The sequence below is a fragment of the Frondihabitans sp. GW821-FHT04F02 genome, from assembly GCF_059420045.1.
The window spans coordinates 182,886-208,196 of sequence record NZ_JBWKSZ010000003.1 but is presented as its reverse complement, the minus strand read 5'-3'; the positions used below and the strand labels follow the sequence as shown (position 1 = coordinate 208,196).

Here is a 25,311-nt window from a genome sequence, read left to right as displayed (position 1 = left end):
CGCGCACGCTGGCAAGGAGATCGCCGCCTACCTGCACGCCCCACAAGGAGAACGGCCCCTGCCAGCACCGCTGACAAGGACCGCCCCCTCGAACTTCCTTAGCTAAGGACGCGCGCTAGCTCGCGACGCTCGCATCCCGCGCCGGCAGCCGCCACCCCGGCCGCACGTAGTGGCACGTGTACCCGTACGGGTCCTTCTCGAGGTAGTCCTGGTGCTCCTCCTCGGCCTCCCAGAAGTCCGACGCCGGTGTCACCTCGGTGACGACCTTGCCCGGCCAGAGACCGGACGCATCGACGTCGGCGATGGTGTCGAGAGCCGTCTCGCGCTGCGCCTCGGACGTGAAGAAGATCGCCGAGCGGTAGCTCTCGCCGACATCGTTGCCCTGGCGGTTCTTCGTCGACGGGTCGTGGATCTGGAAGAAGAACTCCAGGATCTCGCGGTACGACGTCAACGCCGGGTCGAACACGATCTCGACTGCCTCGGCGTGACCGGCGTGGTGCCGATAGGTGGCGTTGGCCTGCGTGCCGCCCGAGTACCCGACGCGCGTCGAGATGATGCCCGGACGGCGGCGCAGCAGCTGCTGCGCGCCCCAGAAGCACCCTCCGGCCAGCACGGCCGTCTCACGCGCCGATGAGCCGATCGGTGTGGTCGGCGACTCGAACAGGTGCGAGTACTCGCCGTAGCCCTGCGACTCGAGCGACCCCGCCGGCACGAACCGGAGAGCCGCGGAGTTCATGCAGTAGCGCTCGCCGCCGGCGGCCGTCGGGCCGTCCGGGAAGACGTGGCCCAGGTGGCTGTCGCCCGTCGCCGAGCGGACCTCGGTGCGCTTCATGAACAGCTTGCGATCGGTCTTCGTGGTGACGCTCTCAGCCGCGATCGGCTTCGTGAAGCTCGGCCAGCCGGTGCCGCTGTCGTACTTGTCGGTCGACGAGAACAGCGGCTCGCCGGTCACGACGTCCACGTAGATGCCGGGCGCCTTCTGGTCCCAGAACTCGTTGTCGAACGCCGGCTCGGTTCCGCCCCGCTGCGTGACACGGAACTGCTCGGCGTTCAGGGCCTTCACGGCCTCGTCGGTCTTGCTGTATGAGTTCGACACTGTGCCTCCAATGGTCGGTATCTGGTCTCTACAACACGCACCGGGGCCGATACGTTCCCTGTCAGACTGAGTCCATGAGCCTGCTCCGCCTGAACGACGTCACCGTCCGATTCGAGAACCGTCCCGTGCTGCGCGAGGCCTTCCTGAAGCTCGAGCAGGGCGATCGAGTCGGTCTGATCGGCCGCAACGGATCCGGCAAGACGACCCTCCTCAAGCTGATCCTCGAGCAGGTGCAGCCCGACGAGGGCACGGTCGCGGTCGAGCAGGGCGTCACCGTCGGCTACTTCTCGCAGTTCTCCGAGCTGAACGGCGCCAACACAATCGTCGCGGAGCTCGAGGGTCTGTTCACCCACGTCACCGACATCGAGCAGGAACTCGCGGCCATCGACGCCCGCATCGCCGTCGTCGCCGTCGATCCCGATGCGGGCGACGAGCTGACGCGCCTCGTCGACCGCCAGGCCGAGCTGTTCGCCGAGATGGACCGCCTCGACGGCTGGGAGTACGGACGCCACATCGACACGGCCCTCAGCGTGCTCGGCTTCAGCGATGCCCACCGCACGAGCCCGATCGACGACCTCTCGGGCGGCTGGCGCAATCGCGCGGCCCTCGCGAAGCTCGTGCTGCAGAAGCCCGACGTGCTGCTGCTCGACGAGCCGACGAACTTCCTCGACGTCGCGGGCGTCGAGTGGCTCGAGGCGTGGTTCCGTGACTTCCGCGGCGGCGCGATCGTCGTCTCGCACGACCGGTCGTTCCTCGACGCCATCGCGACCCGCATCGTCGAGGTCGAGAACTTCCACCTCCACGAGTACGCGGGCAACTTCGCCGAGTACATCACGCAGAAGACCTTCCGCCTCAAGACCCTCGAGTCGCAGTACCAGCACGAGTCCGAGCTGCTCGCCTTCGAGTCCGAGGGGATCGCCGACCGCCGCGAGGCCGCGAAGGCGGCGAAGGCGGGCACGACCCTGTCGAAAGAGCTGGCGAAGATCAAGAAGTCGCGGACGCCGCGCCCCGTCGACCAGATCATCACCGAGATCTACGGCGGGCTGCACGTCAAAGACGTGCTCGGCCGCGTCGAGGGTCTTGCCAAGTCGTACGGCGACCGCACGCTCTTCCGCGACGTGTCGTTCGAGGTCCATCGACGCGAGCGCATCGTCGTGCTCGGCGCCAACGGCAGCGGCAAGAGCACCCTGCTGCGGGTGCTCACGGGCGAGGAGGCGCAGGAACGCGGGTCGGTCACCTGGTCGGCCGGCGCCAAGGTCGTGTCGTACAACCGCGTGCTCGACGAGCTGGACGGCGACGACACGGTCACCCACGCCGTCAACGCGATGCCCGACAGCCTGGCGCTGACGGCGACCCGCAAGTCGGTCGGCCGGTTCCTGGCGATGTTCCAGTTCTCGGAGGCCGATCTGCAGTCGCGGATCAAGAACCTCTCCGGCGGGCAGCGCGCCCGCGTGGCGATGGCGCAGTGCCTGCTCTCGGGAGCGTCGGTGCTGCTCCTCGACGAGCCGACCAACCACCTCGACCTCGCCAGCACCCAGGTGATGGAGCGGGCGCTGGAGCACTTCCCCGGCGCGGTCGTCGTCGTGTCGCACGACCGCTTCTTCGCCGAGAAGGTCGGCACCCGTCGGGTCGTCTTCGGCGCCGAGGGCGCCGAGGCCGGCGAGCTCGAGATCACCGCGGCCTAGGCGCCTCGACATGACGATCCTCATCGCCGGAGCCGGCGACCTCGGCACCGAGGTCGGCCTCCGCTTCGTCGCGCAGGGCGAGCACGTCGTCGCCGTGCGACGTCGGGCCGATCTCCTCCCCGCCGCCCTCGACTCCGTGTCGCTCGATCTCCGGAGCGATCGGCTCGTCGTCCCGCCGGACACCACCGTCATCGTCGTGGCTCTGACCGCGGGGGAGCGCTCGCCGGAGGCGTACCGGGCCACCTATGTCGACGGACTCGGAGCCGTGCTGGACGCGGTGGACGCATCGGAGGCCGATCCGCGCATCCTGCTGGTGTCGTCGACAGCCGTGTACGGCGTGGACGACGGATCGGAGGTGACGGAGGCGACGGAGGCCCTGCCATCGACGCCGACCGCCGAAGTGCTGCTGGAGGCCGAGGCTCTCCTGAACCGGCGGGCAGCGCACCCCGTCGTGGTGCGGGTGGGAGGCATCTACGGGCCCGGGCGCGAGTTCCTGATCGATCAGGTGCGCAGCGGTGCGTCGTCCGTGCCGGAGGCGTCGCCCTTCACGAACCGGATCCACCGCGACGACATCGCCGCGGCCCTCGTCCATCTCGCCGGGCTCGAGGCGCCGCCGCCTCTCGTGCTCGCGGTCGACGACGAGCCCGCACGCCTCGGCGACGTCTTCCGCTTCCTGGCCGCCGAGCTCCAGGTCGCCCCGCCCGACGAGACGCGGAAGGAACTGCGCGGGGCCGGCGACAAGCGGATCAGCAACGCGCTGCTCCGGTCGACGGGGTTCCGCTTCGTCTACCCGACGTTCCGCGAGGGCTACCGGGCCGTGCTCGCCGGCGAGGGGATCCGGCACCCGTAGGCTTCCGGCCCGGGATGGCGGACGCTATCCGATGGGGATCGCCGACGTCGTCGCTCAGCGGAGCTGCTCGACGACCGCCTTCGTCGCGTCAGCGAGCAGGCCGTCGTCGCTGGCCGCGCCCTCGACGCCGCGATCGCTGAGGAGGGCGAGCACGATCGGGTCGCCGGTCGACGGGTAGACCACCGCGATGTCGTTGCGGGTGCCGTAGGAGGCGTTCCCCGTCTTGTCGGCGACCCGCCACCCGGCGGGGACCCCGGCGCGGATCCAGGGCGCCCCGGTGGTGTTGCCGAGAAGGAGGTCGCGGAGTTCCTGCGCCCGGGTCCGCGAGAGGGTGCCGCCGAGGACGAAGCCGCGCAGGTCGCCGGCGATGGCGGCGGGCGTGGTCGTGTCGCGGGGGTCGCCCGGCGTCGCGGTGTTCACGTCGGGCTCGGTGCGATCGACGTTCGTCACGTCGTCGCCGAGCGACCGGAGCGCACTGGTCAGGTCCGCCGGGCCGCCGAGCTGCTCGAGCAGGAGGTTCGCGGCGGTGTTGTCGCTGTACTGGAGGGCGGCGGCGATGATCGCGCGGACGGTCATTCCGCTGGCGACGTGCTTCTCGGTGACGGGGGAGTAGTCGACGAGGTCGCTCGCGGAGTACCGGACCACCGCGTCGAGCTCGGCATCGGTCTGCGTCTTGAGGAGGACGCCCGCGGCGAGGGCCTTGTACGTCGACGCGAAGGCGAAGCGCTCGCCGGAGCGGTACTCGACGGTGCGGCCGGTGCCCGTGTCGACGGCGTAGACGCCGAGCCGGGCGGAGTAGCGGGACTCGAGGGCGCGGAACGGGGCGGCGTCGGTGGTGGGGGTCGCGGTGGGGGCGGCTGTCGTCGAGGCCGACGTCGTCTCGGTCGCCATTGTCTGGCCCGCGGTCGGCGGCGGGGCCGTGCAGCCGGCGAGGAGGAGGGCGGACGAGGCGAGGGCGATCAGCGGGAGGGCACGCACGGTGCCAGTGTGCGCGGGCCGACCTGGGTGTTCCGTGGTGGCTTGGCCGCTCGCGCGCACGAGGTGGCCCTCGTCGTCGGGGGGCCCGGGCCGGGGCGACGCCGAGGGCCATCTCGCGGGCGGCCGGGCAGCCCGCCGGCGGGGCTGCTGTCCGCACCGCGTCGCTCGCGCGCGCGAGGTGGCCCTTGTCGTCGGGGGGCCCGGGCCGGGGCGACGCCGAGGGCCATCTCGCGGGCGGCCGGGCAGCCCGAAGCGGCGCGGACGGCCACCTCGCGCAAGAGCGTCGGCCGCCCCGGCTACCCTGGGAGCATGAACCACGAGACCGAGCCCACCCCCGCCGACGTCGCCGGGATCGTCGACCACACCCTCCTCAAGCCCGAGGCCACGCGCGCCGACGTCGACGCCCTCATCGTCGAGGCGGCCGACCTGGGCACGTACTCGATCTGCGTCTCGCCGTCGATGCTCCCCGTCACCCTGCCGGAGGGCAGCGGGCTCAAGGTCGCCGTTGTCTGCGGCTTCCCGAGCGGCAAGCACACGTCGGCCGTGAAAGCGTTCGAGGCCGCCGAGTCGGTGCGTCTCGGCGCCGACGAAATCGACATGGTCATCGACGTCGGGGCCGCGAAGGCGGGCGAGTTCTCCGCCGTCGAGGCTGACATCGCCGCGGTGCGGGCGGCAGTTCCTGCGCCCACGGTTCTCAAGGTGATCATCGAGTCGGCCGTGCTCACCGACGACGAGATCGTCGCCGTCTCGAAGGCCGCCGAGGCGGCCGGGGCCGACTTCGTCAAGACCTCGACCGGTTTCCATCCCGCAGGCGGCGCCACCGAGCACGCCGTCGCGCTCATGGCTCAGACCGTCGGAGGCCGACTCGGCGTCAAGGCGTCGGGCGGGGTGCGGAGCCTCGCTGACGCACGCCGCTACATCGCCGCCGGTGCCACTCGCCTCGGCGTCTCGGGTACGCGTGCCCTGCTGGCCTCAGGTGACGATGCGGGCGCAGGAACGAGCGCTTCGTCGTCTTACTGAGCACCGCCCGCCGTCAGATGCGGCACGGTCTCCGCCACCCCCGACAGCATGAGCCCGTCGGCCCCGAGCGCCAGGGCGGCGCGCGCGGCCTCGAGGGAGGGCACGACGTGAGCGATCACGGGCTTGCCCATCGAACGCACCGCCGCCCACTGGCCGGAGGCGCCGCCGTAGTCGAGGCCGAGCACCGACCAGTAGTCCTGCGTGTCGGCGAGCAGCGACGGCTTAGCCGACATCTCGTTCGCGTAGTAGAACCCCCAGCCGCGGTAGCCGCGCGAGCGGGACTCCGTCGCCCAGGGGATGCTCGTGCAGTAGCCCTTGGCGATGATCGACTCGGTCGGCGCCGAGACGCGCTTCTCGATGATCGCGAACACCTCGCCGAAGCGTGACGGGTCGGCCGCCTTCGGGTCGACGAAGAGCGTGTGCGTCGAGGCATGCGCGTCGAGGATGCTCTCGAATCGCGCGTACGGGCGGGTCGCCTGGCCGGGAGTTCCCGTGCTCGGCGGCTTGATGCGGAGCGCGTTGATCTCGGCCCAGGTGTAGTCGGCCGCCTCGATGTGGAAGGTGCCCGACGTGCGGTCGAGGGTGGTGTCGTGGAGGCCGAACCAGACGCCGTCCGACGAGCGCGCGAGCGACACCTCGAGGGCATTGATGCCGGCGGAGACCGATCGCTTGTAGGCGTACAGCGACTCCTCGGGCCAGTCGCGCGATCCGCCGTGGTGGGCGACCGTGAACCCCGGGGTGTCGAGGAGCCGAGTGGCCAGGCGCCCTGCCGTCTCGGCCGCTTCGGCGGGTTGCTCGGTGGCGGCCGGTGGACGCAGTGCGAACGCCGCGCCGGTGCCGGCCCCGGCCAGCGCGACCGCGCCCGCGCCGATCAGGACCGCCCGGCGAGACGGCCCGCGCTTCGGTTCGGGTCCGGCGCTGGACATATCGCAAGTATGAGCATTCGTCACGCCGATCGATAGGGGGTCGTCGAAGTTCGCTGGCCCATCGGCGTCGGCGTGTGCCGCGGCGTACCCTGCGGGCATGACGACACGACCTTCGATCCGCCTCGACCTGACGGTGCTGGACGCCGCCGACATCGCAGGCCTCGCCGACTTCTACCGGACGATCCTCGGCTGGGACTTCATCGACGCCGACGACGACTGGATCACCATCCGGCCCGCCGAGGGCGTCGCGCCGGGCATGGCCTTCCAGCTGGCGCCCGACCACGTCGCACCGACCTGGCCCGACGGGGCCGTGCCGCAGCAGAGCCATCTCGATCTCGACGTGGTCGATCTCGACGAGGCCGAGGCGTTCGTGGTCGAGGCGGGCGCGACTGCGACGGGGCTGCCCGAAGGAGAGGGGCACACGTTCCGGGTGTACCTCGACCCGGCGGGGCATCCGTTCTGCCTGTGCCGCGAGTCGGCCTGACGGCGGCGGGGCCCACACACATGGGCGGCAGATGATCGCCGCCGCGGCGAGGCTCCTGCGCCGCCGGCGGGGGTAACCGCCGGGGCGGGGAGGCCACCCCTCAGCTCAGGATGTCCTTCGTCGAGAACCGGCCCCACGCCAGGAACCCGAACACGACGATGTAGCCCGCCTGCAGCAGCGCGTTGTCTCCGAACGACTCCCACGAGATCGGCGCGCGCAGCAGGTCGCCGAACTCCATCCAGTGGTCGGTGAACAGCCACGGGTGCAAGAACTCCAGTTGCGGCAGCGACCCCAGGATCTGCGCCACCGTCGAGAGCACGATCGTCGCGGCCATCGCTCCGACCGGCACCGACGTCAGCGTCGAGATGAACAGGCCGATCGCCGAGAGGCCGAGCATCGACACCGTCACGTAGAGAGCGAGCAGCAGCAGCCGGGCGAAGTAGGCGCCCAGGCCGACCGTCTGACCGGAGAGCAGCGTCACGGGCCCGATCGGAAACAGGATCGCCCCGATCGCCGCCCCGACGATCACGATCACGAGAGTCGACGCGAGGCAGAACACCGCCGTCGCGAGGTACTTCACGACGAGCAGCCGGACGCGGCCCGCGGGCGCCACCAGGAGGTACCGCAGCGTCCCGAGCCCGGCCTCGCCAGCCACCGTGTCGCCCGCGACCACGCCGACCGTGAGCGGCAGGAAGAGCGGGATCGCCACGACGAGCGAGGTCAGGGCGACGAACAGCCCGTTCTGCGTGATGTCGCCCAGGAACGCCGGCCCCCGACCGCTCTCACCGCCGGTCGTGATGCGGACGGCGACGGCGAGCAGCACCGGCACCGCCGCCAGGGCACCCAGCATGGCGATGGTCCGCGCGCGGCGGAACAGCGTCTTCATCTCGGACAGCAGGAGCTCGAGGCCGAGCCGCCCACCCCGAACCCGCGCCTCAGCCTGCGACATCGAACCCCTCCCCGGTCAGGTCGACGAACCGATCCTCGAGAGTGGCCCCGGTGACCTGGAGCCCGCGAACCCGCACACCCGCCGCCACCAGCGCGGCGGTGATGCGCTCGGGCTCGGTGTCGTCGACGGGGAGCTCGGCCGAGACTCCGGCGGGCGTCGTCGCGGCTTCGAGCCCCAGCCCCGCCAGGACTGCGGCGGCCTCGGCGCCGTCGGGCGTCGTGACGACGATGCGCTGGACACCGTGGCGCCGCACTTCGTCGAGAGTGCCCTGGGTGAGCAGGCGCCCGGCGCTCATGACGGCGACGTGCGAGCACATCTGCTCGATCTCGCTGAGCAGGTGGCTCGAGACGAACACGGTCGTGCCGTCGTCGGCGAGGGAGCCGATCAGCGACCGGACCTCGCGCGTGCCCTGGGGGTCGAGCCCGTTGCTGGGCTCGTCGAGGATGAGCAGCTCTCGCGGCATCAGCAGGGCGCCGGCGATACCGAGGCGCTGCTTCATGCCGAGCGAGTACGCGTGCGCCTTCTTGTCGGCGGCGTGTCCGAGACCGACCCGGTCGAGGGCCGCGTCGACGCGGTCACGGCGGCTGGCCGACGGGGCGTCGCGGTCGGCGGTGTCGAGGCGGTGCAGATTGGCGCGTCCCGAGAGGAACGGCGCGAACGCGGGACCCTCGACGAGAGCACCCACCCGCGGGAGGACCCGGCGCAGGTCGCCGGGCATCGGCGCACCCAGCAGGCGGATATCGCCGCTCGTCGCCTGCGTCAGGCCGAGCAGCATGCGGATCGTCGAGGTCTTACCCGACCCGTTGGGCCCCAGGAAACCGAAGACGCTGCCCCGAGGAACCAGCAGGTCGACGCCGTCGACGGCGCGCTGCCGACCGAACGTCTTGGTGAGAGCCGTCGTCTCGATGGCGGCCTCTGTGCTCGCCGAGCTCTTCGGCGCTGTGCTGTCGGGCACCCCTGTCGCAGTTACTCGCCGGCGGCGGCTTCGAGGGCGGACGGCTTGACGGCGCCGACGTAGACGTGGCCGTCGTCGGTCAGGAGCACCGACACGAGCGAGGTCTGGAGCAGGCGGCCACCCGCGACGGCCGTCGTGACCTGATCGAGCATCCCGGCCTGAGACCCGCTCAGCGCCGAGGTGTCGCCGGCTGGCAACGTGAGCCCCACGACGGTCGACCAGCCGGTGCCGGTCACCGTCGGCTCGGCCTCGGACTTTGCGACTCCGTCTTCGCGGGAGACCGCACCCGGGTGGACGAAGTGCTTCGACGACGAGGCCGACGTCGGGGCCGTGATCATCTTGACGGCGGTGCCCTTCGGCGGCGTGAACGCGAAGGTCGACGCCGAGGGCGTCGAGTAGTCGATCGACGTGAAGGCGACGGAGTAGGCGGGGTCGGTCTGGCCCGCGGCTGTGATGGCGGCGCGGAGCGGGATGCCGGTCGAGGCGTCCACGGCTAGTGTCACATCGCCCACGAGCGTGGTGGTGTCGTTCTTCGGCGTGAGCGTGATCTGGTACGCCTTCTGGCCGGCGACGCGGACGTTGCTGCTGGTGGTCACGGTCGTGTAGTCGTCGATCTGCGCGAGGACCTGGTCGGCGATGTCGGTGGGCGAGGAGGGGACGGCGCTCGGCAGCGAGCGGTCGCCCGAGGACGGGATCGTCGCGTGGACGGCCTTCTTCGACGACGAGTCGTAGGCCCAGACAGAGTCCCCGTTGCGGATCACGTCTCGCTCGGACAGCTCGTCGAGGGTCTGGATGCGCGACTTGGTCGAGCCCGAGGCGAACACGCGGGCCTTGTGGGTGCCCGACAGCTGGCTGACGATGTCGCTCACGCTGCCGGAGTCGCCGTTGCCGCCCTGCGCGCCCTGGAGGGACGACAGGTCGGGAAGGCCGAGATTCGCGGTCTGCTCGACCGTGCCCGAGAAGGACGACCCGCCGCTCTTCTGCGCCAGGGCGACGATCTGCGCCGCCGACTTGTGCGGGAGGTTGACCGACGCAGTGGCCATGGCAGGGACCGCCACGGCGCCGGCGACCACGAGGGCGGGCACGGCGATTGCGGGGATCCAACGGAGCTGCTTGTTCATCTCAGGACCTTCTTACGCTGTTCGAACTTCTGAGAAGGCTACGTCTGCAGACTGCGAGCCCGCCGGGGAGATCCTGCTCAGGCCGTCTTCATGATGTCGGCGGTGAAGTTCTGCACCCGCGCGAGGAGCCCGGCGGCGCGCTCGGCGATGCGCTCGGGAGGGTTCAGGTGCGGGGGAGCGACGCGGATCAGCAGTGAGCACGCGAGGTCTTCGCAGATGTAGGTGCCGACGGTGTTGCCGTTGAGGCCGGCCTCGCCCGCGCGCGGCGCCGTGAAGAGGCGCACCTGAGTGGCCGGCTGCGGCGAGTGGCAGAGCGAGCACATCGCGGCGATGCCGGGGCGCAGCGAGGTGGACGAGGTGCGGACCACGAGACCCGTCGGCTTGTCGTCCATCCAGACGACGATGTAGCCGCGCAGGTGGGCCTGGCTGTCGCGCCAGCCGAGGAACTCGCGGTCTTCCCACAGCATCTCGTGGAGACCCGGGATCGGGAGCCGCTCGAGGTCGCCCGGCATGGCGTTCACGAACGACGAGCGGATGTCGTCTTCGGTCAGGGGCTTCACGCTTCCAGCCTACCCACGCGCCCGGGAACGGGCTCTTAGGCAGGCACCGAAATGTAGGACCTCACCGATAAGGTGCGACCATGATCGACTTCAATTCCAATTCCATTTTCAAGCTGAGCCACATCGACCCGCGGGAGATCCTGCCGGCTATCAGCTCGCTGCTGCTCGACGGCGAGGAGGTGCTCGTCGCCGCGAAGACTGTCCGTGACTTCGTCGTCTTCACCGACAAGCGCATCCTCGCCGTCAACGTCCAGGGAATGACCGGCAAAAAACGGGACTTCACCTCACTGCCTTACTCGAAGATCCAGGCCTTCTCTGTCGAGACGGCCGGCACCTTCGATCTCGACGCGGAGCTCGAGCTGTGGTTCTCGGGCCTGGGAAAAGTGCACCTGGAGTTCAAGGGCAAGTTCGACATCACCTACCTCGGCAAGCTGATCGCGTCGAAGATCCTCTAGAGACCCAGCGTCGGCGCGGGCGTAGGTAGGGTCGGGGCATGAGCACCGAGCGCGCCATCGACGGCAGCGCGGGCGACGCCGACTACGGTCGCATCGGCCGCGGGTACACCGATTACCGGCAACCCGATCCGCAGATCGAGAGAGCCATCGCGCAGGAACTCGGCGATGCCGCCACGATCCTCAACGTCGGGGCCGGCGCGGGCTCGTACGAGCCCCGCCGCCCGGGCGTGACCGCCGTCGAGCCCAGCGCGGCGATGCGCGCCAACCGACCGCCCGACCTCACGCCCGCCGTCGACGCGACCTCCGAGAGCCTGCCGTTCGCCGACGAGTCCTTCGACGCGTCGATGTCGACGTTCTCGATCCACCAGTGGGGCGACCTGGGCGCTGGCCTCGCCGAGATGCGGCGCGTCACCCGCGGGCCCGTGGTGCTGCTGTCGTGCGACCCCGCCGCGCTCGACCGGTTCTGGCTCGTCGAGTACGCGCCGGAGGTGATCGCGGTCGAGGGGTCGCGGTATCCCGCACCGGCGGCGGTCGCCGAGCTGCTCGGCGGAGACGTGTCGGTCACGAGCCTGCCGATCCCGCTCGACTGCACCGACGGGTTCGGCGAGGCGTACTACGGGCGTCCCGAGCGGCTGCTCGAGCCGGGCGCGCGCCTCGCGAACTCGGCGTGGAGCTTCGTCGAGCCCGGCGTCGAGGAGCGCTTCGTCGAACGGCTGTCGGCCGACCTCGAGTCCGGCGCCTGGGACGCCCGCTTCGGGCACCTGCGCACCCAGCCGTCCTTCGACGGCTCGCTGCGGCTCATCGTCGGCCGCCCCTGACCGGTGCGGGAGGGTCAGGCGGGGGAGACGGCACGGGCCCCGCGGCGCCGACGCGGGAGCGACGACAGCAGCGCCGCCCCGATGATGAGGCTCCCGAACCAGCCGGCGACGGTCGCCGGGATCGGCACGGCGAGGCTCGCCCACAGCAGCACCGACAGCACACCCAGCACGTAGGCCGCCCCGGCCTTGAGGTAGCGCAGCCGCGTGAGCCCCTGGTGGGAGTCGACCGTGGCCGTCAGGCGGGCGAGGAAGACCGCGCCGACCCCGACTCCACCCGCGGCGACGAGCGCCTGGTCGACCTGGCTGAGGCCCGACTCCGGCGACGGCGACGAGAGCGTGTAGGCCCCGTCGAGGATCTCGAACAGCATGAACACCGTGAGGCCGCGCTCGAAGACGACGGTGGCGGCGTGCACGTGCAGGCGCCACGGCGGCGCGGCGTCGCGCTTCGCCCAGGCCTGAGCGAGCTTGACGCCGAGGTACGACGCCAGGCCGGTCGCGCCCCCGACGGCGATGGCGGCGCGCTCGCCGGGGGTGCCGAGGAGGGCGGCGGCAGTTCCTGCGCCCGCAGCGATCGTGAGGGCGGCGATCCGGGGGAACCTCACGTCGGCCAGCACCGCCTCAAACCTCCCGAGCCAGGCGCGGCGCGGGGCGCGGTCGACGTTGAAGAGGTACTCCGAGAAGACCAGCCAGATGAAGACGGCGCCGAAGGCCGCGATCCCGGGGCGCGCCATGGCGAGGTGCTCCGCGAACAGGCTGGGCTGCAGCACGGCTTCGGCGGCCGCGTCGGCGGGCGACTCGGCGAGCGACACCGCGACGGCGGCGGGCGGCAGGATCAGGCGCATCGCCAGCACTCCGGCGACCAGCCCCACCGACAGGAATATGCGTCTCGCCGGGTGATGGATCCGCGACGCGATCCCCGCCATCGGCACCGACGAGTCGGCCGCCATCGCGATCTCGAGCACGGCGAGCGCGATCAGGGCCAGCGCGGCGGCGGGCGAGATGAGCAGCCACGCGGCGACCACGGCCCCGGCGAGCAGAGCGAGCGGCAGGGTGAGGCTTCGACGGACGAGCGGGCGCATCGGGGCTCCTCGGGTTCGCAAGGCGGCGGCGCGTCGTCGGGCCCGGGCGTCCAGTCACCCACCCGACCCTGGGCGGGGCCTCCGTTGTTGCACGCGGCGCAGGAACTCCGGACCGCCGTACCACCTGAGCGCCCGACGCGAAATTGTGCGATCCGCCCCCATCCCGGGCAGAGTGGTGCGATGACTTCCTCTGAAGACACCCCCACGACTCCTGATCTCGCGGCCGATGAGACCGTTGCCGACGAGACGAGCACCGACGAGACGAGCACCGACGAGACCGGCACCGACGCGCCCGAGCGCGAGGCCACGCCCCTCGAGGCGTCCATCCTGAAGGGGCAGACCGGCGAGGGCGACATGAACGAGGTCATCGGCCAGTTCGTCAACGCGCTGATCGTCGTCCCGACGGCCACCGAGGTGACCGACGACCTCAACGCGCTCGAGCCCGTGCTGTTCGACCGCGAGGGCATGCCCATGCTCGCCGTGTTCTCGCACATCGACCGCGTGCCCGAGCAGGTCGCGCAGGTCGCGGGCTATGCCGTGCAGATGCCCGCCGCCGAGCTCGTCCAGGCGATCCCCGAGGGGACCGGCCTCGTCGTCAACCCCGGCCACACCGCCGGCTTCGAGATGCTCGCCGAGGGCGTGCAGCAGCTCGCCCACGACGTGCGCGGCATGCTCGAGGCGATGGAGCAGGGTCAGGCGGCCGCCGGCGCCGGAGGCTCGGGCGAGCCGGCCGCGCCGAAGAAGGTCGACCCGTCGGGCATCCCGAACTTCTGAGCCGCGGCGCCGGCACCTCCGGGTGTCGGCGCCTCTTGCTAGGCTTCACGCACAATCGAACATCGGGCCATTTCCACTGCGCGGGAGAGTGCCCGGCCATGCGGCCGGCCACCGAAGGAGCAAGCTTCCCCGCCAATCTCTCAGGTAGACGTACCGCGCGGTGTGGGCCACTCTGAAAAGCAGGAGCGCGCTGTCGCACGCTCCTCGCCCACGGTGAAAGTCGCGACCACGGACGCGGTGAAGCTCTCAGGCCTATGACAGAGGGGGAGCACGACTGCGAGTCCGCGGTCGTCTGCCCTCGATCATCCGGAGCCCTGAGATGTCCGACGCACCCGAACTGCCTTCCGAATCCGAACCGCGCGACGACGACCTGCTGGCCGAGGTCGCAGCCACGGACGCGCCGGAGGCCCGATTCAGCCCCCTTCACGACGTCCACGTCGCGGCGGGTGCCAGCTTCACCGACTTCGCCGGCTGGCAGATGCCGGTCCGGTACAGCTCCGACCTCCAAGAGCACCATGCCGTGCGCCAGGCCGCGGGGCTGTTCGACCTCTCGCACATGGCCGAGATCGCCGTCGTCGGGCCGGAGGCGGGCGCGTTCCTCGATCACGCCCTCGCCGGCACTCTGTCGTCGATCGCGATCGGCCGGGCGAAGTACTCGCTCCTGCTCGCCGAGGCGGGCGGCATCGTCGACGACCTCGTCGTCTACCGGCTCGACGAGCACGACTTCCTGGTGGTCGCCAACGCCGGCAACCGCGAGGCGGCCTTCGCCGCGCTCGCGCAGCGCGCCCACGGCTTCGACGTGACGGTCGACGACGAGAGCGACGACACCGCGCTGATCGCCATCCAGGGCCCCGAGTCGGCCGGGGTGCTCGACGAGCTGATCACCTCCGACCGCCTCGCCCCCGACGAGCCGCTCTCCGAGCTCCGCTACTACCGCGCCCTGCAGGGCACCTTCGACGACGTGCCCGTGCTCCTGGCCCGCACCGGCTACACCGGCGAAGACGGCTTCGAGCTCTACATCGACGTCGACGACGCCCCCGCGCTCTGGCAGGCGCTCGCCGAGGCGGGTGCTCCGCGTGGGGTCGTCCCGGCCGGGCTCGCCAGCCGCGACACGCTCCGCCTCGAGGCCGGCATGCCGCTCTACGGCCACGAGCTCGGGCTCGACACGAAGCCGGCCCAGGCGGGTCTCGGCCGCGTCGTCGACCTCGGCAAAGACGTCTTCGTCGGCCGCGATGCCGTCGAGCCGGCCGAAGGTGCTCGCGTCCTCGTCGGCCTCGCCCTCGAGGGCCGCCGTGCCGCGCGCGCCGAGTACCCCGTGCTCGACGACTCGGGCGCCGAGGTCGGCGTCGTGACCAGCGGCGCCCTCTCGCCGACCCTCGGCCATCCCGTGGCTATGGCCTACGTCGACCCGTCCGCCTCTGCCGTCGGAACGACGCTCGGCGTCGACGTCCGCGGCACCACGATCCCCGCGACCGTCGTCGCGCTCCCCTTCTACAAGCGCTCCTGAAAGGTGCCGACCGTGTCAGACCTCACCTCCCTCCAGTACACCGCCGAGCACGAGTGGCTCCTGATCGACGGCGACACCGCGACCGTCGGGATCACCGACTACGCCGCCGACAAGCTCGGCGACGTCGTCTACGTCGACCTCCCCGCCGTGGGCACCGCCGTCGAGGCAGGCAAGGTCGTCGGCGAGATCGAGTCGACGAAGTCGGTCGGCGAGCTCTTCGCGCCGGTGCTCGGCACCGTCACCGAGATCAACGACGCCGTCGTCGACAGCCCCGACCTGGTCAACTCGGCGCCGTTCGGCGACGGCTGGCTCGTGAAGATCACGCTCTCCGGCGACCTCCCGGCCCTCCTCTCGCGCGACGAGTACGTCGCCCTGACCGCCGAATGAGCGGCCTGATCCCCGGCACCGCGGCGAGCGGGTTCGTCGACCGCCACATCGGCACCACGCCCGAGGCGCAGGCGCAGATGCTGGCCGTCACCGGCCACGCGAGCGTCGACGAGCTGGTCCGCACGGCCGTCCCCGACAGCATCCGCGCGGCAGCCCTCGACTCGACGTCGCTGCCCGAGCCCGCCTCCGAAGAGGAGACCCTCGCCGAGCTCCGCCAGATCGCACGGCGCAACACGGTCAGCCGCTCCTTCCTGGGCCTCGGCTACTACGGCACCATCACGCCCGCCGTCATCCAGCGGAACGTGCTCGAGAACCCCAGCTGGTACACCGCGTACACGCCCTATCAGCCCGAGATCTCGCAGGGCCGCCTCGAGGCGCTCATCAACTTCCAGACGATGGTCTCCGAGCTGACCGGCCTGACGACGGCGAACGCCTCCATGCTCGACGAGGGCACGGCCGTCGTCGAGGGCATGCTGCTGGCGCGCCGCGCCTCGAAGGCGTCCTCCGACGTGTTCGTCGTCGACTCCGACGCCCTCCCGCAGACGAAGGCGCTCCTCGCCGGCCGCGCGGCCGCCGTCGGCATCCGCCTCGTCGAGCTGCCGCTCGCGTCCGTCGACCCGGCCGACGTGCCCGAGGCCTTCGGCGGCTTCGTGCAGTACCCCGGCGCCTCCGGCCGCGTGTGGAGCCCAGCCGCGATCGTCGACCGGCTGCACGAGAGCGGCGGACTCGCCGTCGTCGCCGCCGACCTCCTCGCCCTCACGCTGCTCGTCGCCCCCGGCGAGTTCGGCGCCGACGTCGCCGTCGGCACCTCTCAGCGCTTCGGCGTGCCGATGGGCTTCGGCGGCCCGCACGCCGGCTACATGGCCGTCCGCACCGGCCTCGAGCGGCAGCTGCCGGGGCGCCTCGTCGGCGTCTCGCAGGACGCCGTCGGCAACCCCGCTTACCGCCTCAGCCTGCAGACGCGCGAGCAGCACATCCGCCGCGAGAAGGCCACCTCGAACATCTGCACCGCGCAGGTGCTGCTCGCCGTCATGGCCTCGATGTACGCGGTCTACCACGGGCCGTGGGGGCTGAAGCACATCGCCGGGCGGACGCACCAGCACGCCGTCGACCTGAGCTCGGCGGCGAAAGCCGCAGGGCTCGCCACCGGTTCCGACGTGTTCTTCGACACGGTGACCCTGACGGTGCCGGGTCGCGCGCACGACATCGTCGCCGCGGCCCACGACAGGGGCTACCTGCTGCTCGAGGTCGACGCCGATACGGTGGCGATCTCGACCGACGAGACGACGACGGCGGACGACCTCGCCGCCCTGGGCGAGGTGCTCGGGTTCGAGGTGCCCGCGGGGGCGGAGTCGCCGCTGGCGGGCGAGTTCCTGCGCACCAGCGACTACCTGACCCACCCCGTCTTCAGGACGCACCGCAGCGAGACCAGCATGATGCGGTACCTCAAGCACCTCGCCGACAAGGACTACGCGCTCGACCGCGGCATGATCCCGCTCGGCTCGTGCACCATGAAGCTCAACGCGGCGTCCGAGATGGCGGCCGTGACCTGGCCGGAGTTCGCGAACATCCACCCGTTCGCGCCGACCTCCGACGTCGAGGGCTACCTCGGCCTCATCGGGCAGCTCGAGGGCTGGCTCGCCGAGGTCACCGGCTACGACACCGTCTCGCTGCAGCCCAACGCCGGCAGCCAGGGCGAGCTCGCCGGCCTGCTCGCGATCCGCGGCTACCACCTCTCGCGCGGTGACGACGCGCGCACCGTCTGCCTGATCCCGCAGTCGGCGCACGGCACCAACGCCGCCAGCGCCGTGCTCGCGGGGCTCCGTGTCGTGGTGGTCGCGTGCGACGAGCTCGGCAACGTCGACCTGCCCGACCTCCGGGCCAGGGTGTCGGAGCACGCGCAGGAGCTGGCCGCCCTCATGATCACGTACCCGTCCACGCACGGCGTCTACGAGCACGACATCCGCGAGATCACCGACGCGGTGCACGCGGCCGGCGGCCAGGTCTACGTCGACGGCGCGAACCTCAACGCGCTGCTCGGCTACGCGCGCTTCGGCGAGTTCGGCGGCGACGTGTCGCACCTGAACCTCCACAAGACGTTCTGCATCCCGCACGGCGGGGGCGGCCCCGGCGTCGGCCCGGTCGCCGCCAAGGCGCATCTCGCGCCGTTCCTGCCGGGGCACCCGCTGGCGCAGCAGGCCGACCGGCGGCCGGGGAGCGTCTCCGCGGAGCGGCTCGCCCACGCCGGTGTTCCGGTCTCGGCGGCGCCGTACGGCTCGCCCAGCATCCTGCCGATCTCGTGGTCGTACGTGCGCATGATGGGCACCCGGGGCCTCACCGAGGCCACCGGAGCCGCCGTGCTCGCCGCGAACTACGTGGCTGCGCGCCTCCGCGACCACTACCCGGTGCTCTACTCGGGCGAGGGCGGGCTCGTCGCGCACGAGTGCATCCTCGACCTGCGGCCCCTCCGCGACGCCACAGGCGTGACCGTCGACGACGTGGCAAAGCGCCTGATCGACTACGGGTTCCACGCACCGACGATGTCGTTCCCGGTCGCGGGCACGCTCATGGTCGAGCCGACCGAGAGCGAGGACCTCGCCGAGATCGACCGATTCGTCGACGCGATGATCGCCATCAGGGAGGAGGCCGACCGGGTCGGCGCGGGGGAGTGGGCGCCAGACGCCTCACCGCTGCGCGGCGCCCCGCATACGGCCGAGTCGGTCATCCTCGGCGAGTGGTCGGAGGCCTACAGCCGCGAGGAGGCCGTCTACCCCGTGCGCTCGCTCGTGCGCTCGAAGTACTGGCCGCCCGTGCGCCGTATCGACCAGGCCTACGGCGACCGCAACCTGTTCTGCGCGTGCCCACCGGTCGAGGCCTTCGCCTGACGCGATTCTCGGGGCGGCAATCTGCGGCGTTGTCGCCCCGCGGGCATAGCTCCGCTATTACCCGCGGGGCTCCGCCTTGCATCTCACCGCTCCGAGCGACGCGCGCCCGACTCGATGGGCGACACCGCTTTCGCCGCGCGACACCGGCGATAACCGGCGTCACGAGGCGAAAGCGGTGTCAGCTGCCGAAGAGGGCCGGGAACGCGGCTGCCGCCCAGGGGTAGCCGACGAACACCGCCGCATCCATCAGGAAGTGCGCGATGACGAGGGGCAGGATCCTGCCGAAGCGCATGTAGAGCCAGCCGAAGACGAGGCCCATCACCGCGTTGCCGATGAACGCGCCGAAGCCCTGGTACAGGTGGTATGTGCCGCGAAGCAGAGCGGCCGCGAGCAGGATCCAGAGCGGCCGCCACGAGAGGTCTCTGAGCCGCGCGAAGAGGTAGGCCACGACGATGACCTCCTCGGTGATGCCCGAGCGGAGCGCGGAGAAGAGCAGCACGGGCACTGTCCACCAGTGGGCGGCGAGGTTGGTGGGCACCACGTCGACGGTGATCCCGATGGCGCGGCCGGCGAAATAGAGCGCGAGCCCCGGGATGCCGATCGAGAGGGCGAGAGCCGCGCCGTACAGCGCGTCCTTTCCGACGCGCGAGAAGTCGACGCCGAGCCGGCCGAGGTGGGGCCGGGCGGCCTTCCAGAGCACGAAGGCGACCAGCACGACGGGCACGAGGTCGAAGCCGTTGCCGAGCACCTGGTAGACGAAGTCGAAGATCTCGCGGCTGTCGAGCGAGGTGTTCAGCTGCGCGGTCTGGTTCGACAGGGGAGCCGACCGGGTCAGGAGGTCGAGGATCTGAACGACGGAGTACACCGCGCTGGCCCCGAGCGACAGGGCGAGGACGATGAGGATCTCGGCTCGGACCCGCCCGCGCGTGTTTCCGGAGCCCAGCGGTTCGGCCACAGGGAACGGCAGCGGTCGGCGGAATGGCAGCGGCTGGCGGATCGGCACCGGCCCATGATGTCAGACGATGACGGGGAAGTTGCAAAGCTTGGGCGCACCTGCATACTCCCTGAAATGACGGATTGTTGCGCGCAAATCCGAATCCACGCAAGGAACTGACCTACTTCGCAACAAATGCGCTTCGCGTGTTTCCAAGTCGTAACGCTTTGGTTCGCGGTTTGGCGTTTCGCAACCGTTTACTTATGGTCTTCTTATCCAGAGCCGTTCGGCGTGCCCCTTGCGCGTTGGCTCGTGTGCGTCACATTCCATCAGGAGGAACATTCAGTGAAAATCACTGGTAAGCGTCTGCGCCCGCTCTTCGGCGCCATTGCGATCGTGGGTGCGGCCAGCATGGTCCTCGCCGGTTGCAGCTCGTCCGGCGGCGACTCGGCGACGAAGTCGGCCGCGGCCGGCGACGCGACCGCGATCATCTCGGCCAACGGAACCGAGCCGCAGAAGCCGCTCATCCCGTCCGACACCACCGAGACCGGCGGCGGCAGGATCGTCACGCAGCTCTTCGACGGACTGGTCAGCTACGACGCCAAGGGCGCGATCGTCAACGAGGTCGCCAAGAGCATCACCTCCGACGACCAGCAGAACTGGGACATCAAGCTCAACGACGACTGGACCTTCACCGACGGTACGAAGGTCACCGCCGAGTCGTTCACGAAGGCGTGGGCCTGGGCGGCCGACCTCAAGAACGCTCAGACCGCATCGTCCTTCTTCGCGAACTTCAAGGGCTATGACGGCGCGAAGAGCTCGCAGCTCGACCTCACCGTCGTGAGCCCGACCGAGTTCAAGGTCGCTCTCCTCGCGCCGCAGGCGGACTTCCCCCTCAGCCTCGGCTACTCGGCCTTCTACCCGCTGCCTTCCTCCTTCTACAAGGACACCAAGGCCTTCGGTCAGGACCCGATCGGCAACGGCCCCTACAAGCTCAAGTCGGCCACCGCGTGGAAGCACAACGTCGGCATCGACCTCGTGACCAACAAGGACTACGCCGGCTCGCGCAAGCCCGTCAACGGCGGACTGAACTTCTCCTTCTACACCGGTCTCGACTCCGCCTACGCTGACGCGCAGGCCGGCAACCTCGACATCGACGACACCGTGCCGGACGCCAACTTCGCCACGTACCAGTCCGACTTCCCGGACCACTTCTCCAACTCGCCTGCCGCGATCTTCCAGTCCTTCACGATTCCGAGCAACCTCGCTCACTTCAAGGAAGACAAAGAAGGCAAGCTGCGTCGCGAGGCGATCTCCCTCGCCATCGACCGCTCGCAGATCACCAAGGTGATCTTCCAGGGCACCCGCACGCCCGCCAAGGACTTCACCACCCCGGTGATCGACGGCTACTCGGCTGACGTCGAGGGCAACGACGTCCTGAACTACAACAAGTCGAAGGCTGTGGAGCTGTGGAAGGAAGCTGACGCGATCTCGCCGTTCACCGGCACCTTCACCATCGCGTACAACGCCGACGGCGGCCACAAGGGCTGGGTCGACGCAGTCACCAACGGCATCACCAACGTGCTCGGCATCAAGGCCGCTGGCCAGTCGTACCCGACGTTCGGCGGATTCCGCGATGACGTCGCGGGTGGCAAGACCAGCGGTGCCTTCCGCTCTGGCTGGCAGGCCGACTACCCGTCGCTGAACGACTTCCTCGCCCCGCTGTACGTCACGGGTGCATCGTCGAACGACGGCAAGTACTCGAGCTCCGAGTTCGACGCCCTCGTCAAGAAGGGCAGCTCGCAGGCCACGGTCGCGGACGCCAACAAGATCTACCAGCAGGCGCAGACCGTCCTCTTCCAGGACCTCCCCGCCATCCCGCTGTGGTACTCGAACGAGGTCGGCGTCTGGAGCACCAAGGTGTCCAACGTCAAGTTCGGCTGGGACTCCACGCCGCTGTACTACGCGGTCACCAAGAACTAGCCAGTTCGCGTAACCTCACTACAAACAACTGAAGGGTCCGGGGTGGGTTTCTCACCCCGGACCTTTTGGTGAGTTCCCTCCATTCCCCATGATTGCGACACGAATGACTTCGCAGATAGACCTCTTGCTTTCGCAGACCGGGGAGGACGACTGATGCTCTGGTACATCGGCAAGCGCCTCCTCCAACTGATCCCCGTCTTCTTCGGGGCGACGTTCCTCATCTACTTCATGGTCTTCGCCCTGCCAGGCGATCCGGTCGCAGCACTGTACGGCGACAAGCAGCCCAGCCCTCAGGTCATCGCCGAGATCCGTGCTCAGTTCAACCTGGACAAGCCGTTCATCGTCCAGTACCTGATCTACATCGGGCACCTCTTCCAGGGCAACCTCGGCACCACCTTCTCGGGCATCCCGGTCATCGACCAGCTCAAGCAGGCCTTCCCCATCACCTTCCGACTCTCGATGCTGGCCCTCCTCTTCGAGGCCGTCGCCGGCATCCTGGTCGGTCTGATCTCGGGTCTGCGCAAAGGCAAGATCTTCGACAACTCGGCGCTCGTCGTCAGCCTGCTGCTGATCTCGGTCCCGACCTTCGTCGTCGGCTTCCTGCTCCAGTTCTTCCTCGGCATCAAGTGGGGCCTCTTCGCGGTCACGGTGAGTCCCGAAGCGCCCTGGGGCGACCTCGTCCTGCCGGCGATCGTGCTGGCCACGGTGTCGTTCGCCTACATCGTCCGCCTCACTCGGGCCTCGGTCTCCGAGAACATGAGCGCCGACTTCGTGCGAACCGCCACAGCGAAGGGCCTTCCGCGCCGTCGCGTGATCTCGGTCCACATCCTGCGCAACTCCCTGGTCCCCGTCGTCACCTACCTGGGCGTCGACATCGGATCGCTCATGGTCGGCGCCATCGTCACCGAGGGAATCTTCAACATCCAGGGCGTCGGAGGAACCGTCTACAAGGCGATCCAGCTCCAGCAGGGGCCGACAGTCGTCTCGTTCGTCGCCGTGATGGTCATCATCTTCATGCTGGCGAACCTGCTCGTCGACCTCCTCTACGCTCTCCTCGACCCCAGGATCCGTTATGCCAAGTAGCACGACTCCGGGCCAGCTGTCGCCCGACCACTACGTCGCCGACCTCGAGGAGACGCCGCTCAAGGCCGTCGACGCGGTCGACGAGTCCGAGAAGCCCCGCTCCAGCGCGCGCGACGCCTGGGACTCCATGCGCACCCGCCCGCTGTTCTGGATCTCGGGGGTCCTCATCGTCCTCGTGATCGTGATCGCTCTGTTCCCCGGGCTCTTCACGCACGTGAGCCCGCAGGCGAACAGCCTGTCCAACAGCAACGCCGGGGCCCGGTCCGGTCACCCGCTGGGCTTCACGTTCCAGGGCTACGACGTCTTCTCCCGAGTGATCTACGGCACCCGTGCCTCGCTCCTCGTCGGCATCCTCGCAACGGTCCTCGTGACCGTCGTCGGCGTGGTCATCGGCTCGCTCGCCGGCTACTACGGAGGCTGGCTCGACGCGGTCGTCTCGCGCATCGGCGACATCTTCTTCTCGATCCCCACCGTCCTCGGTGCGATCGTCGTCATGTCGACGATCACCGATCGCAATCCGCTCACCGTCGCGCTGATCCTCGCCCTGTTCGCCTGGCCGCAGATCGCGCGCATCATGCGCGGCTCGGTCATCAGCGCGACAGCGACGGACTACGTCATGGCCTCGACCGCTCTGGGCGTCTCGCGGTTCCGGATCCTCCTGCGGCATGTGGTGCCGAACGCCATCGCGCCGGTCATCGTCGTCGCCACCGTCTCGCTCGGCACGTTCATCGTCGCCGAGTCGACCCTGTCGTTCCTCGGCATCGGCCTGCCGGGCACGACCGTCTCGTGGGGTGGCGACATCGACAACGCTCGCACGACGCTCCGCACGGCACCGCTGCCGCTGTTCTGGCCGGCCGCCGCGCTGAGCATCACCGTTCTCTCGTTCCTCATGATGGGCGACGTCGTGCGCGACGCCCTCGACCCGAAGGCGAGGGCCCGCCGATGACCACCACGACCGACACTCAGACCCAGGCTGCGAACGGCGTGGTGAAGGGCGCTCCGCTGCTCGAGATCAAAGGCCTGAACATTGGGTTCAAGACCCAGTCGGGCTACGTCGAGGCCGTGCGCGGCGTCGACCTGACCCTCGGTCAGGGCGAGACCCTCGCGATCGTCGGCGAGTCCGGCTCGGGCAAGTCGACGACCGCGACGAGCATCATCGACCTGCTTCCCGGGACCGGCAAGGTCACGGCCGGCGAGATCTTCTTCGAGGGCCGCGACCTCGTGAAGCTGCCGAAGTCCGAGATCTCGGACATCCGCGGTCGTCTGATCGGCTACGTGCCGCAAGACCCGATGTCGAACCTCAACCCGGTCTGGTCGATCGGCTTCCAGGTCGAAGAGGCCATCCGCGCCAACCGCGTGGCCTCCGGCAAGGACGTCCGCAAGCGCGCCATCCAGGTCCTCGAAGAAGCCGGTCTCCCTGACGCAGGAACCCGCCTGAAGCAGTTCCCCCACCAGTTCTCGGGCGGTATGCGCCAGCGCGTCCTCATCGGCATCGGCCTCTCGGCCCGGCCGAAGCTCCTGATCGCCGACGAGCCCACCTCGGCTCTCGACGTGACGGTGCAGCGCCGGATCCTGGACCACCTCGGGACCCTGACCCGCGACTACGGCACCTCGGTGCTCTTCATCACGCACGACCTCGGCCTCGCCGCCGAGCGTGCCGAGAAGCTCGTCGTCATGTACAAGGGCCGCGTCGTCGAGTCCGGCCCGTCGCAGGAGATCCTCGCGAACCCGCAGCACCCGTACACGCAGCGCCTGGTGGCTGCGGCTCCGAGCCTCGCGAGCCGCCGCATCCAGTCGCAGATCGCTCCGTCGGCCGTCCACGGCGACGCCGTCGCCGAAGCGGGCTCGGACGACGCGCGCCGTCTCCAGGCCGCGCACGAGCGCGAGCAGATCGCCAAGCACGAGGCGCCCGACTTCATCAAGGTCGAGAACCTGACCAAGGTCTACAAGATCCGTCAGGGCGGCTTCAAGTCGTCCGAGCTGAAGGCCGTCGACGACGTGTCCTTCGAGATCCCGCGCGGCACGACGATGGCGCTGGTGGGGGAGTCCGGCTCGGGCAAGTCGACCGTCGCGAAGCTGGTGCTGCAGCTGGAGTCGATCACATCTGGCACGGTCACGGTCGGCGGCAGCTCCGTCGGCGCTCTGACCGGCAAGGACCTGTTCAACTTCCGCCGCCGCGTCCAGCCGGTCTTCCAGGACCCGTACGGATCCCTCGACCCCGTCTACAGCGTCGGCAACACGATCGCGGAGCCGCTCATCACGCACGGCGTCGGCGACAGCGCGAGCCGTCAGGCTCGCGTCCGCGAGCTCCTTGAGCAGGTGTCGCTTCCGATCTCGATGATCAACCGCTACCCGAACGAGCTCTCCGGCGGTCAGCGCCAGCGGATCGCGGTCGCGCGCGCCCTGGCGCTCAAGCCCGACGTGATCGTGCTCGACGAGGCCGTGTCCGCCCTCGACGTGCTGGTGCAGGGCCAGATCCTGAACCTGCTCACCGACCTCCAGTCGGAGCTCGGCCTGACCTACCTCTTCATCACGCACGACCTCGCGGTCGTGCGCCTGGTGGCCGACAAGGTCGCAGTGATGCAGAAGGGCCGGATCGTCGAGAGCGCGTCGACCGACGAGGTCTTCAGCAATCCGTCGAAGGAGTACACCCGCGATCTCCTCGAGGCGATCCCGGGCGCGAACTTCGCGTTCGGCAAGTAGGCGCAGCATCGTCCGGCACCCCGCGAACCCCGGTTCGCGGGTTGCCGCCCGTTAAGCCCTCGGAGGACGAAATCTGCTG

The 25,311-nt window shown here is 69.9% G+C and carries 23 protein-coding genes and 1 riboswitch; of the genes, 14 read left to right on the top strand and 9 right to left on the bottom strand.

The genetic code is table 11. From position 1 onward, the window contains the following. Positions 1-115 precede the first annotated feature (115 nt). The gene (locus AC07TY_RS09590) at positions 116-1,063 is read right to left on the bottom strand and encodes a bifunctional methionine sulfoxide reductase B/A protein (RefSeq protein ID WP_494785433.1); all 948 of its coding nucleotides are present in this window, start codon (positions 1,061-1,063) and stop codon (positions 116-118) included. 107 nt (positions 1,064-1,170) lie between these two features. Between AC07TY_RS09590 and AC07TY_RS09585 the strand changes: the two genes are divergently transcribed. Together AC07TY_RS09585 and AC07TY_RS09580 are read left to right on the top strand one after the other, a co-directional pair. After that, positions 1,171-2,781: an ABC-F family ATP-binding cassette domain-containing protein gene (locus AC07TY_RS09585; protein ID WP_494785165.1), complete on the top strand. Its 1,611-nt coding sequence runs from the start codon at positions 1,171-1,173 to the stop codon at positions 2,779-2,781. A 10-nt stretch (positions 2,782-2,791) separates the two neighbouring features. Then, positions 2,792-3,631: an NAD-dependent epimerase/dehydratase family protein gene (locus tag AC07TY_RS09580; RefSeq protein ID WP_494785164.1), complete on the top strand. Its 840-nt coding sequence runs from the start codon at positions 2,792-2,794 to the stop codon at positions 3,629-3,631. 54 nt (positions 3,632-3,685) lie between these two features. Here AC07TY_RS09580 and bla read toward each other — a convergent pair whose 3' ends face one another. After that, a complete protein-coding gene (gene bla, locus AC07TY_RS09575; RefSeq protein WP_494785163.1) occupies positions 3,686-4,609 on the bottom strand; it encodes a class A beta-lactamase in 924 nt (307 codons plus the stop codon). A gap of 309 nt (positions 4,610-4,918) precedes the next feature. Between bla and deoC the strand changes: the two genes are divergently transcribed. Further along, the gene (gene deoC, locus AC07TY_RS09570) at positions 4,919-5,629 is read left to right on the top strand and encodes a deoxyribose-phosphate aldolase (RefSeq protein WP_494785162.1); all 711 of its coding nucleotides are present in this window, start codon (positions 4,919-4,921) and stop codon (positions 5,627-5,629) included. Here the strand turns inward: deoC and AC07TY_RS09565 are convergent. After that, positions 5,623-6,555, bottom strand: a complete 933-nt coding sequence (locus AC07TY_RS09565) for a glycerophosphodiester phosphodiesterase family protein (protein WP_494785161.1) — start codon at positions 6,553-6,555, stop codon at positions 5,623-5,625. The two genes, deoC and AC07TY_RS09565, sit on opposite strands and share 7 nt — an antisense overlap. A gap of 97 nt (positions 6,556-6,652) precedes the next feature. On the opposite strand from AC07TY_RS09565, the gene AC07TY_RS09560 reads away from it, so the two are divergent. Then, the gene (locus AC07TY_RS09560) at positions 6,653-7,039 is read left to right on the top strand and encodes a VOC family protein (RefSeq protein WP_488625738.1); all 387 of its coding nucleotides are present in this window, start codon (positions 6,653-6,655) and stop codon (positions 7,037-7,039) included. A 100-nt stretch (positions 7,040-7,139) separates the two neighbouring features. Here the strand turns inward: AC07TY_RS09560 and AC07TY_RS09555 are convergent, their stop codons facing one another. The 4 genes from AC07TY_RS09555 to AC07TY_RS09540 all read right to left on the bottom strand — a co-directional run bounded on the left by AC07TY_RS09555 (position 7,140) and on the right by AC07TY_RS09540 (position 10,624). Continuing rightward, complete coding sequence (locus AC07TY_RS09555) at positions 7,140-7,988, bottom strand: ABC transporter permease (protein ID WP_494785160.1); 849 nt, start codon at positions 7,986-7,988, stop codon at positions 7,140-7,142. Then, positions 7,975-8,943 carry an ABC transporter ATP-binding protein gene (locus AC07TY_RS09550; protein ID WP_494785159.1) on the bottom strand — a complete coding sequence of 323 codons (969 nt, stop codon included), beginning with the start codon at positions 8,941-8,943 and terminating at the stop codon, positions 7,975-7,977. Before AC07TY_RS09550 ends, AC07TY_RS09555 begins: the two co-directional genes overlap by 14 nt. A gap of 11 nt (positions 8,944-8,954) precedes the next feature. Further along, positions 8,955-10,064: a LolA family protein gene (locus AC07TY_RS09545; RefSeq protein ID WP_494785158.1), complete on the bottom strand. Its 1,110-nt coding sequence runs from the start codon at positions 10,062-10,064 to the stop codon at positions 8,955-8,957. A gap of 77 nt (positions 10,065-10,141) precedes the next feature. Continuing rightward, positions 10,142-10,624, bottom strand: coding sequence for an FBP domain-containing protein (locus tag AC07TY_RS09540; protein WP_494785157.1), 483 nt, complete (start codon positions 10,622-10,624; stop codon positions 10,142-10,144). 80 nt (positions 10,625-10,704) lie between these two features. On the opposite strand from AC07TY_RS09540, the gene AC07TY_RS09535 reads away from it, so the two are divergent. Continuing rightward, a complete protein-coding gene (locus AC07TY_RS09535; RefSeq protein WP_494785156.1) occupies positions 10,705-11,079 on the top strand; it encodes a PH domain-containing protein in 375 nt (124 codons plus the stop codon). A gap of 38 nt (positions 11,080-11,117) precedes the next feature. Further along, positions 11,118-11,897, top strand: a complete 780-nt coding sequence (locus tag AC07TY_RS09530; protein ID WP_123506214.1) for a class I SAM-dependent methyltransferase — start codon at positions 11,118-11,120, stop codon at positions 11,895-11,897. Positions 11,898-11,911: 14 nt separating this feature from the next. Here the strand turns inward: AC07TY_RS09530 and AC07TY_RS09525 are convergent, their stop codons facing one another. After that, positions 11,912-12,976, bottom strand: a complete 1,065-nt coding sequence (locus AC07TY_RS09525) for a DUF475 domain-containing protein (protein WP_494785155.1) — start codon at positions 12,974-12,976, stop codon at positions 11,912-11,914. Positions 12,977-13,156: 180 nt separating this feature from the next. Here AC07TY_RS09525 and AC07TY_RS09520 point away from each other — a divergent pair, with 180 nt between their 5' ends. From AC07TY_RS09520 to gcvP, 4 genes are all read left to right on the top strand, one after another. Further along, a complete protein-coding gene (locus AC07TY_RS09520) occupies positions 13,157-13,750 on the top strand; it encodes an SseB family protein (protein ID WP_488625742.1) in 594 nt (197 codons plus the stop codon). A gap of 71 nt (positions 13,751-13,821) precedes the next feature. Next, positions 13,822-13,916, top strand: a riboswitch (glycine riboswitch). Between the two features lie 153 nt (positions 13,917-14,069). After that, complete coding sequence (gene gcvT / locus AC07TY_RS09515) at positions 14,070-15,257, top strand: glycine cleavage system aminomethyltransferase GcvT (protein ID WP_488625743.1); 1,188 nt, start codon at positions 14,070-14,072, stop codon at positions 15,255-15,257. Positions 15,258-15,269: 12 nt separating this feature from the next. After that, the gene (gene gcvH / locus AC07TY_RS09510) at positions 15,270-15,644 is read left to right on the top strand and encodes a glycine cleavage system protein GcvH (protein WP_488625744.1); all 375 of its coding nucleotides are present in this window, start codon (positions 15,270-15,272) and stop codon (positions 15,642-15,644) included. Then, positions 15,641-18,529, top strand: coding sequence for an aminomethyl-transferring glycine dehydrogenase (gene gcvP / locus AC07TY_RS09505; protein ID WP_494785154.1), 2,889 nt, complete (start codon positions 15,641-15,643; stop codon positions 18,527-18,529). The genes gcvH and gcvP overlap by 4 nt, the downstream gene beginning before the upstream one ends. A 178-nt stretch (positions 18,530-18,707) precedes the next feature. Here gcvP and AC07TY_RS09500 read toward each other — a convergent pair whose 3' ends face one another. Beyond that, positions 18,708-19,496: a CPBP family intramembrane glutamic endopeptidase gene (locus AC07TY_RS09500; protein ID WP_494785432.1), complete on the bottom strand. Its 789-nt coding sequence runs from the start codon at positions 19,494-19,496 to the stop codon at positions 18,708-18,710. A 312-nt stretch (positions 19,497-19,808) separates the two neighbouring features. On the opposite strand from AC07TY_RS09500, the gene AC07TY_RS09495 reads away from it, so the two are divergent. The 4 genes from AC07TY_RS09495 to AC07TY_RS09480 all read left to right on the top strand — a co-directional run bounded on the left by AC07TY_RS09495 (position 19,809) and on the right by AC07TY_RS09480 (position 25,232). Continuing rightward, positions 19,809-21,446, top strand: coding sequence for a peptide ABC transporter substrate-binding protein (locus AC07TY_RS09495; protein ID WP_370454090.1), 1,638 nt, complete (start codon positions 19,809-19,811; stop codon positions 21,444-21,446). Between the two features lie 153 nt (positions 21,447-21,599). Beyond that, complete coding sequence (locus AC07TY_RS09490) at positions 21,600-22,529, top strand: ABC transporter permease (protein WP_123506208.1); 930 nt, start codon at positions 21,600-21,602, stop codon at positions 22,527-22,529. Then, a complete protein-coding gene (locus AC07TY_RS09485) occupies positions 22,519-23,475 on the top strand; it encodes an ABC transporter permease (RefSeq protein ID WP_488625747.1) in 957 nt (318 codons plus the stop codon). Before AC07TY_RS09490 ends, AC07TY_RS09485 begins: the two co-directional genes overlap by 11 nt. After that, positions 23,472-25,232: a dipeptide ABC transporter ATP-binding protein gene (locus AC07TY_RS09480; RefSeq protein ID WP_494785153.1), complete on the top strand. Its 1,761-nt coding sequence runs from the start codon at positions 23,472-23,474 to the stop codon at positions 25,230-25,232. The genes AC07TY_RS09485 and AC07TY_RS09480 overlap by 4 nt, the downstream gene beginning before the upstream one ends. Positions 25,233-25,311 lie beyond the last annotated feature (79 nt).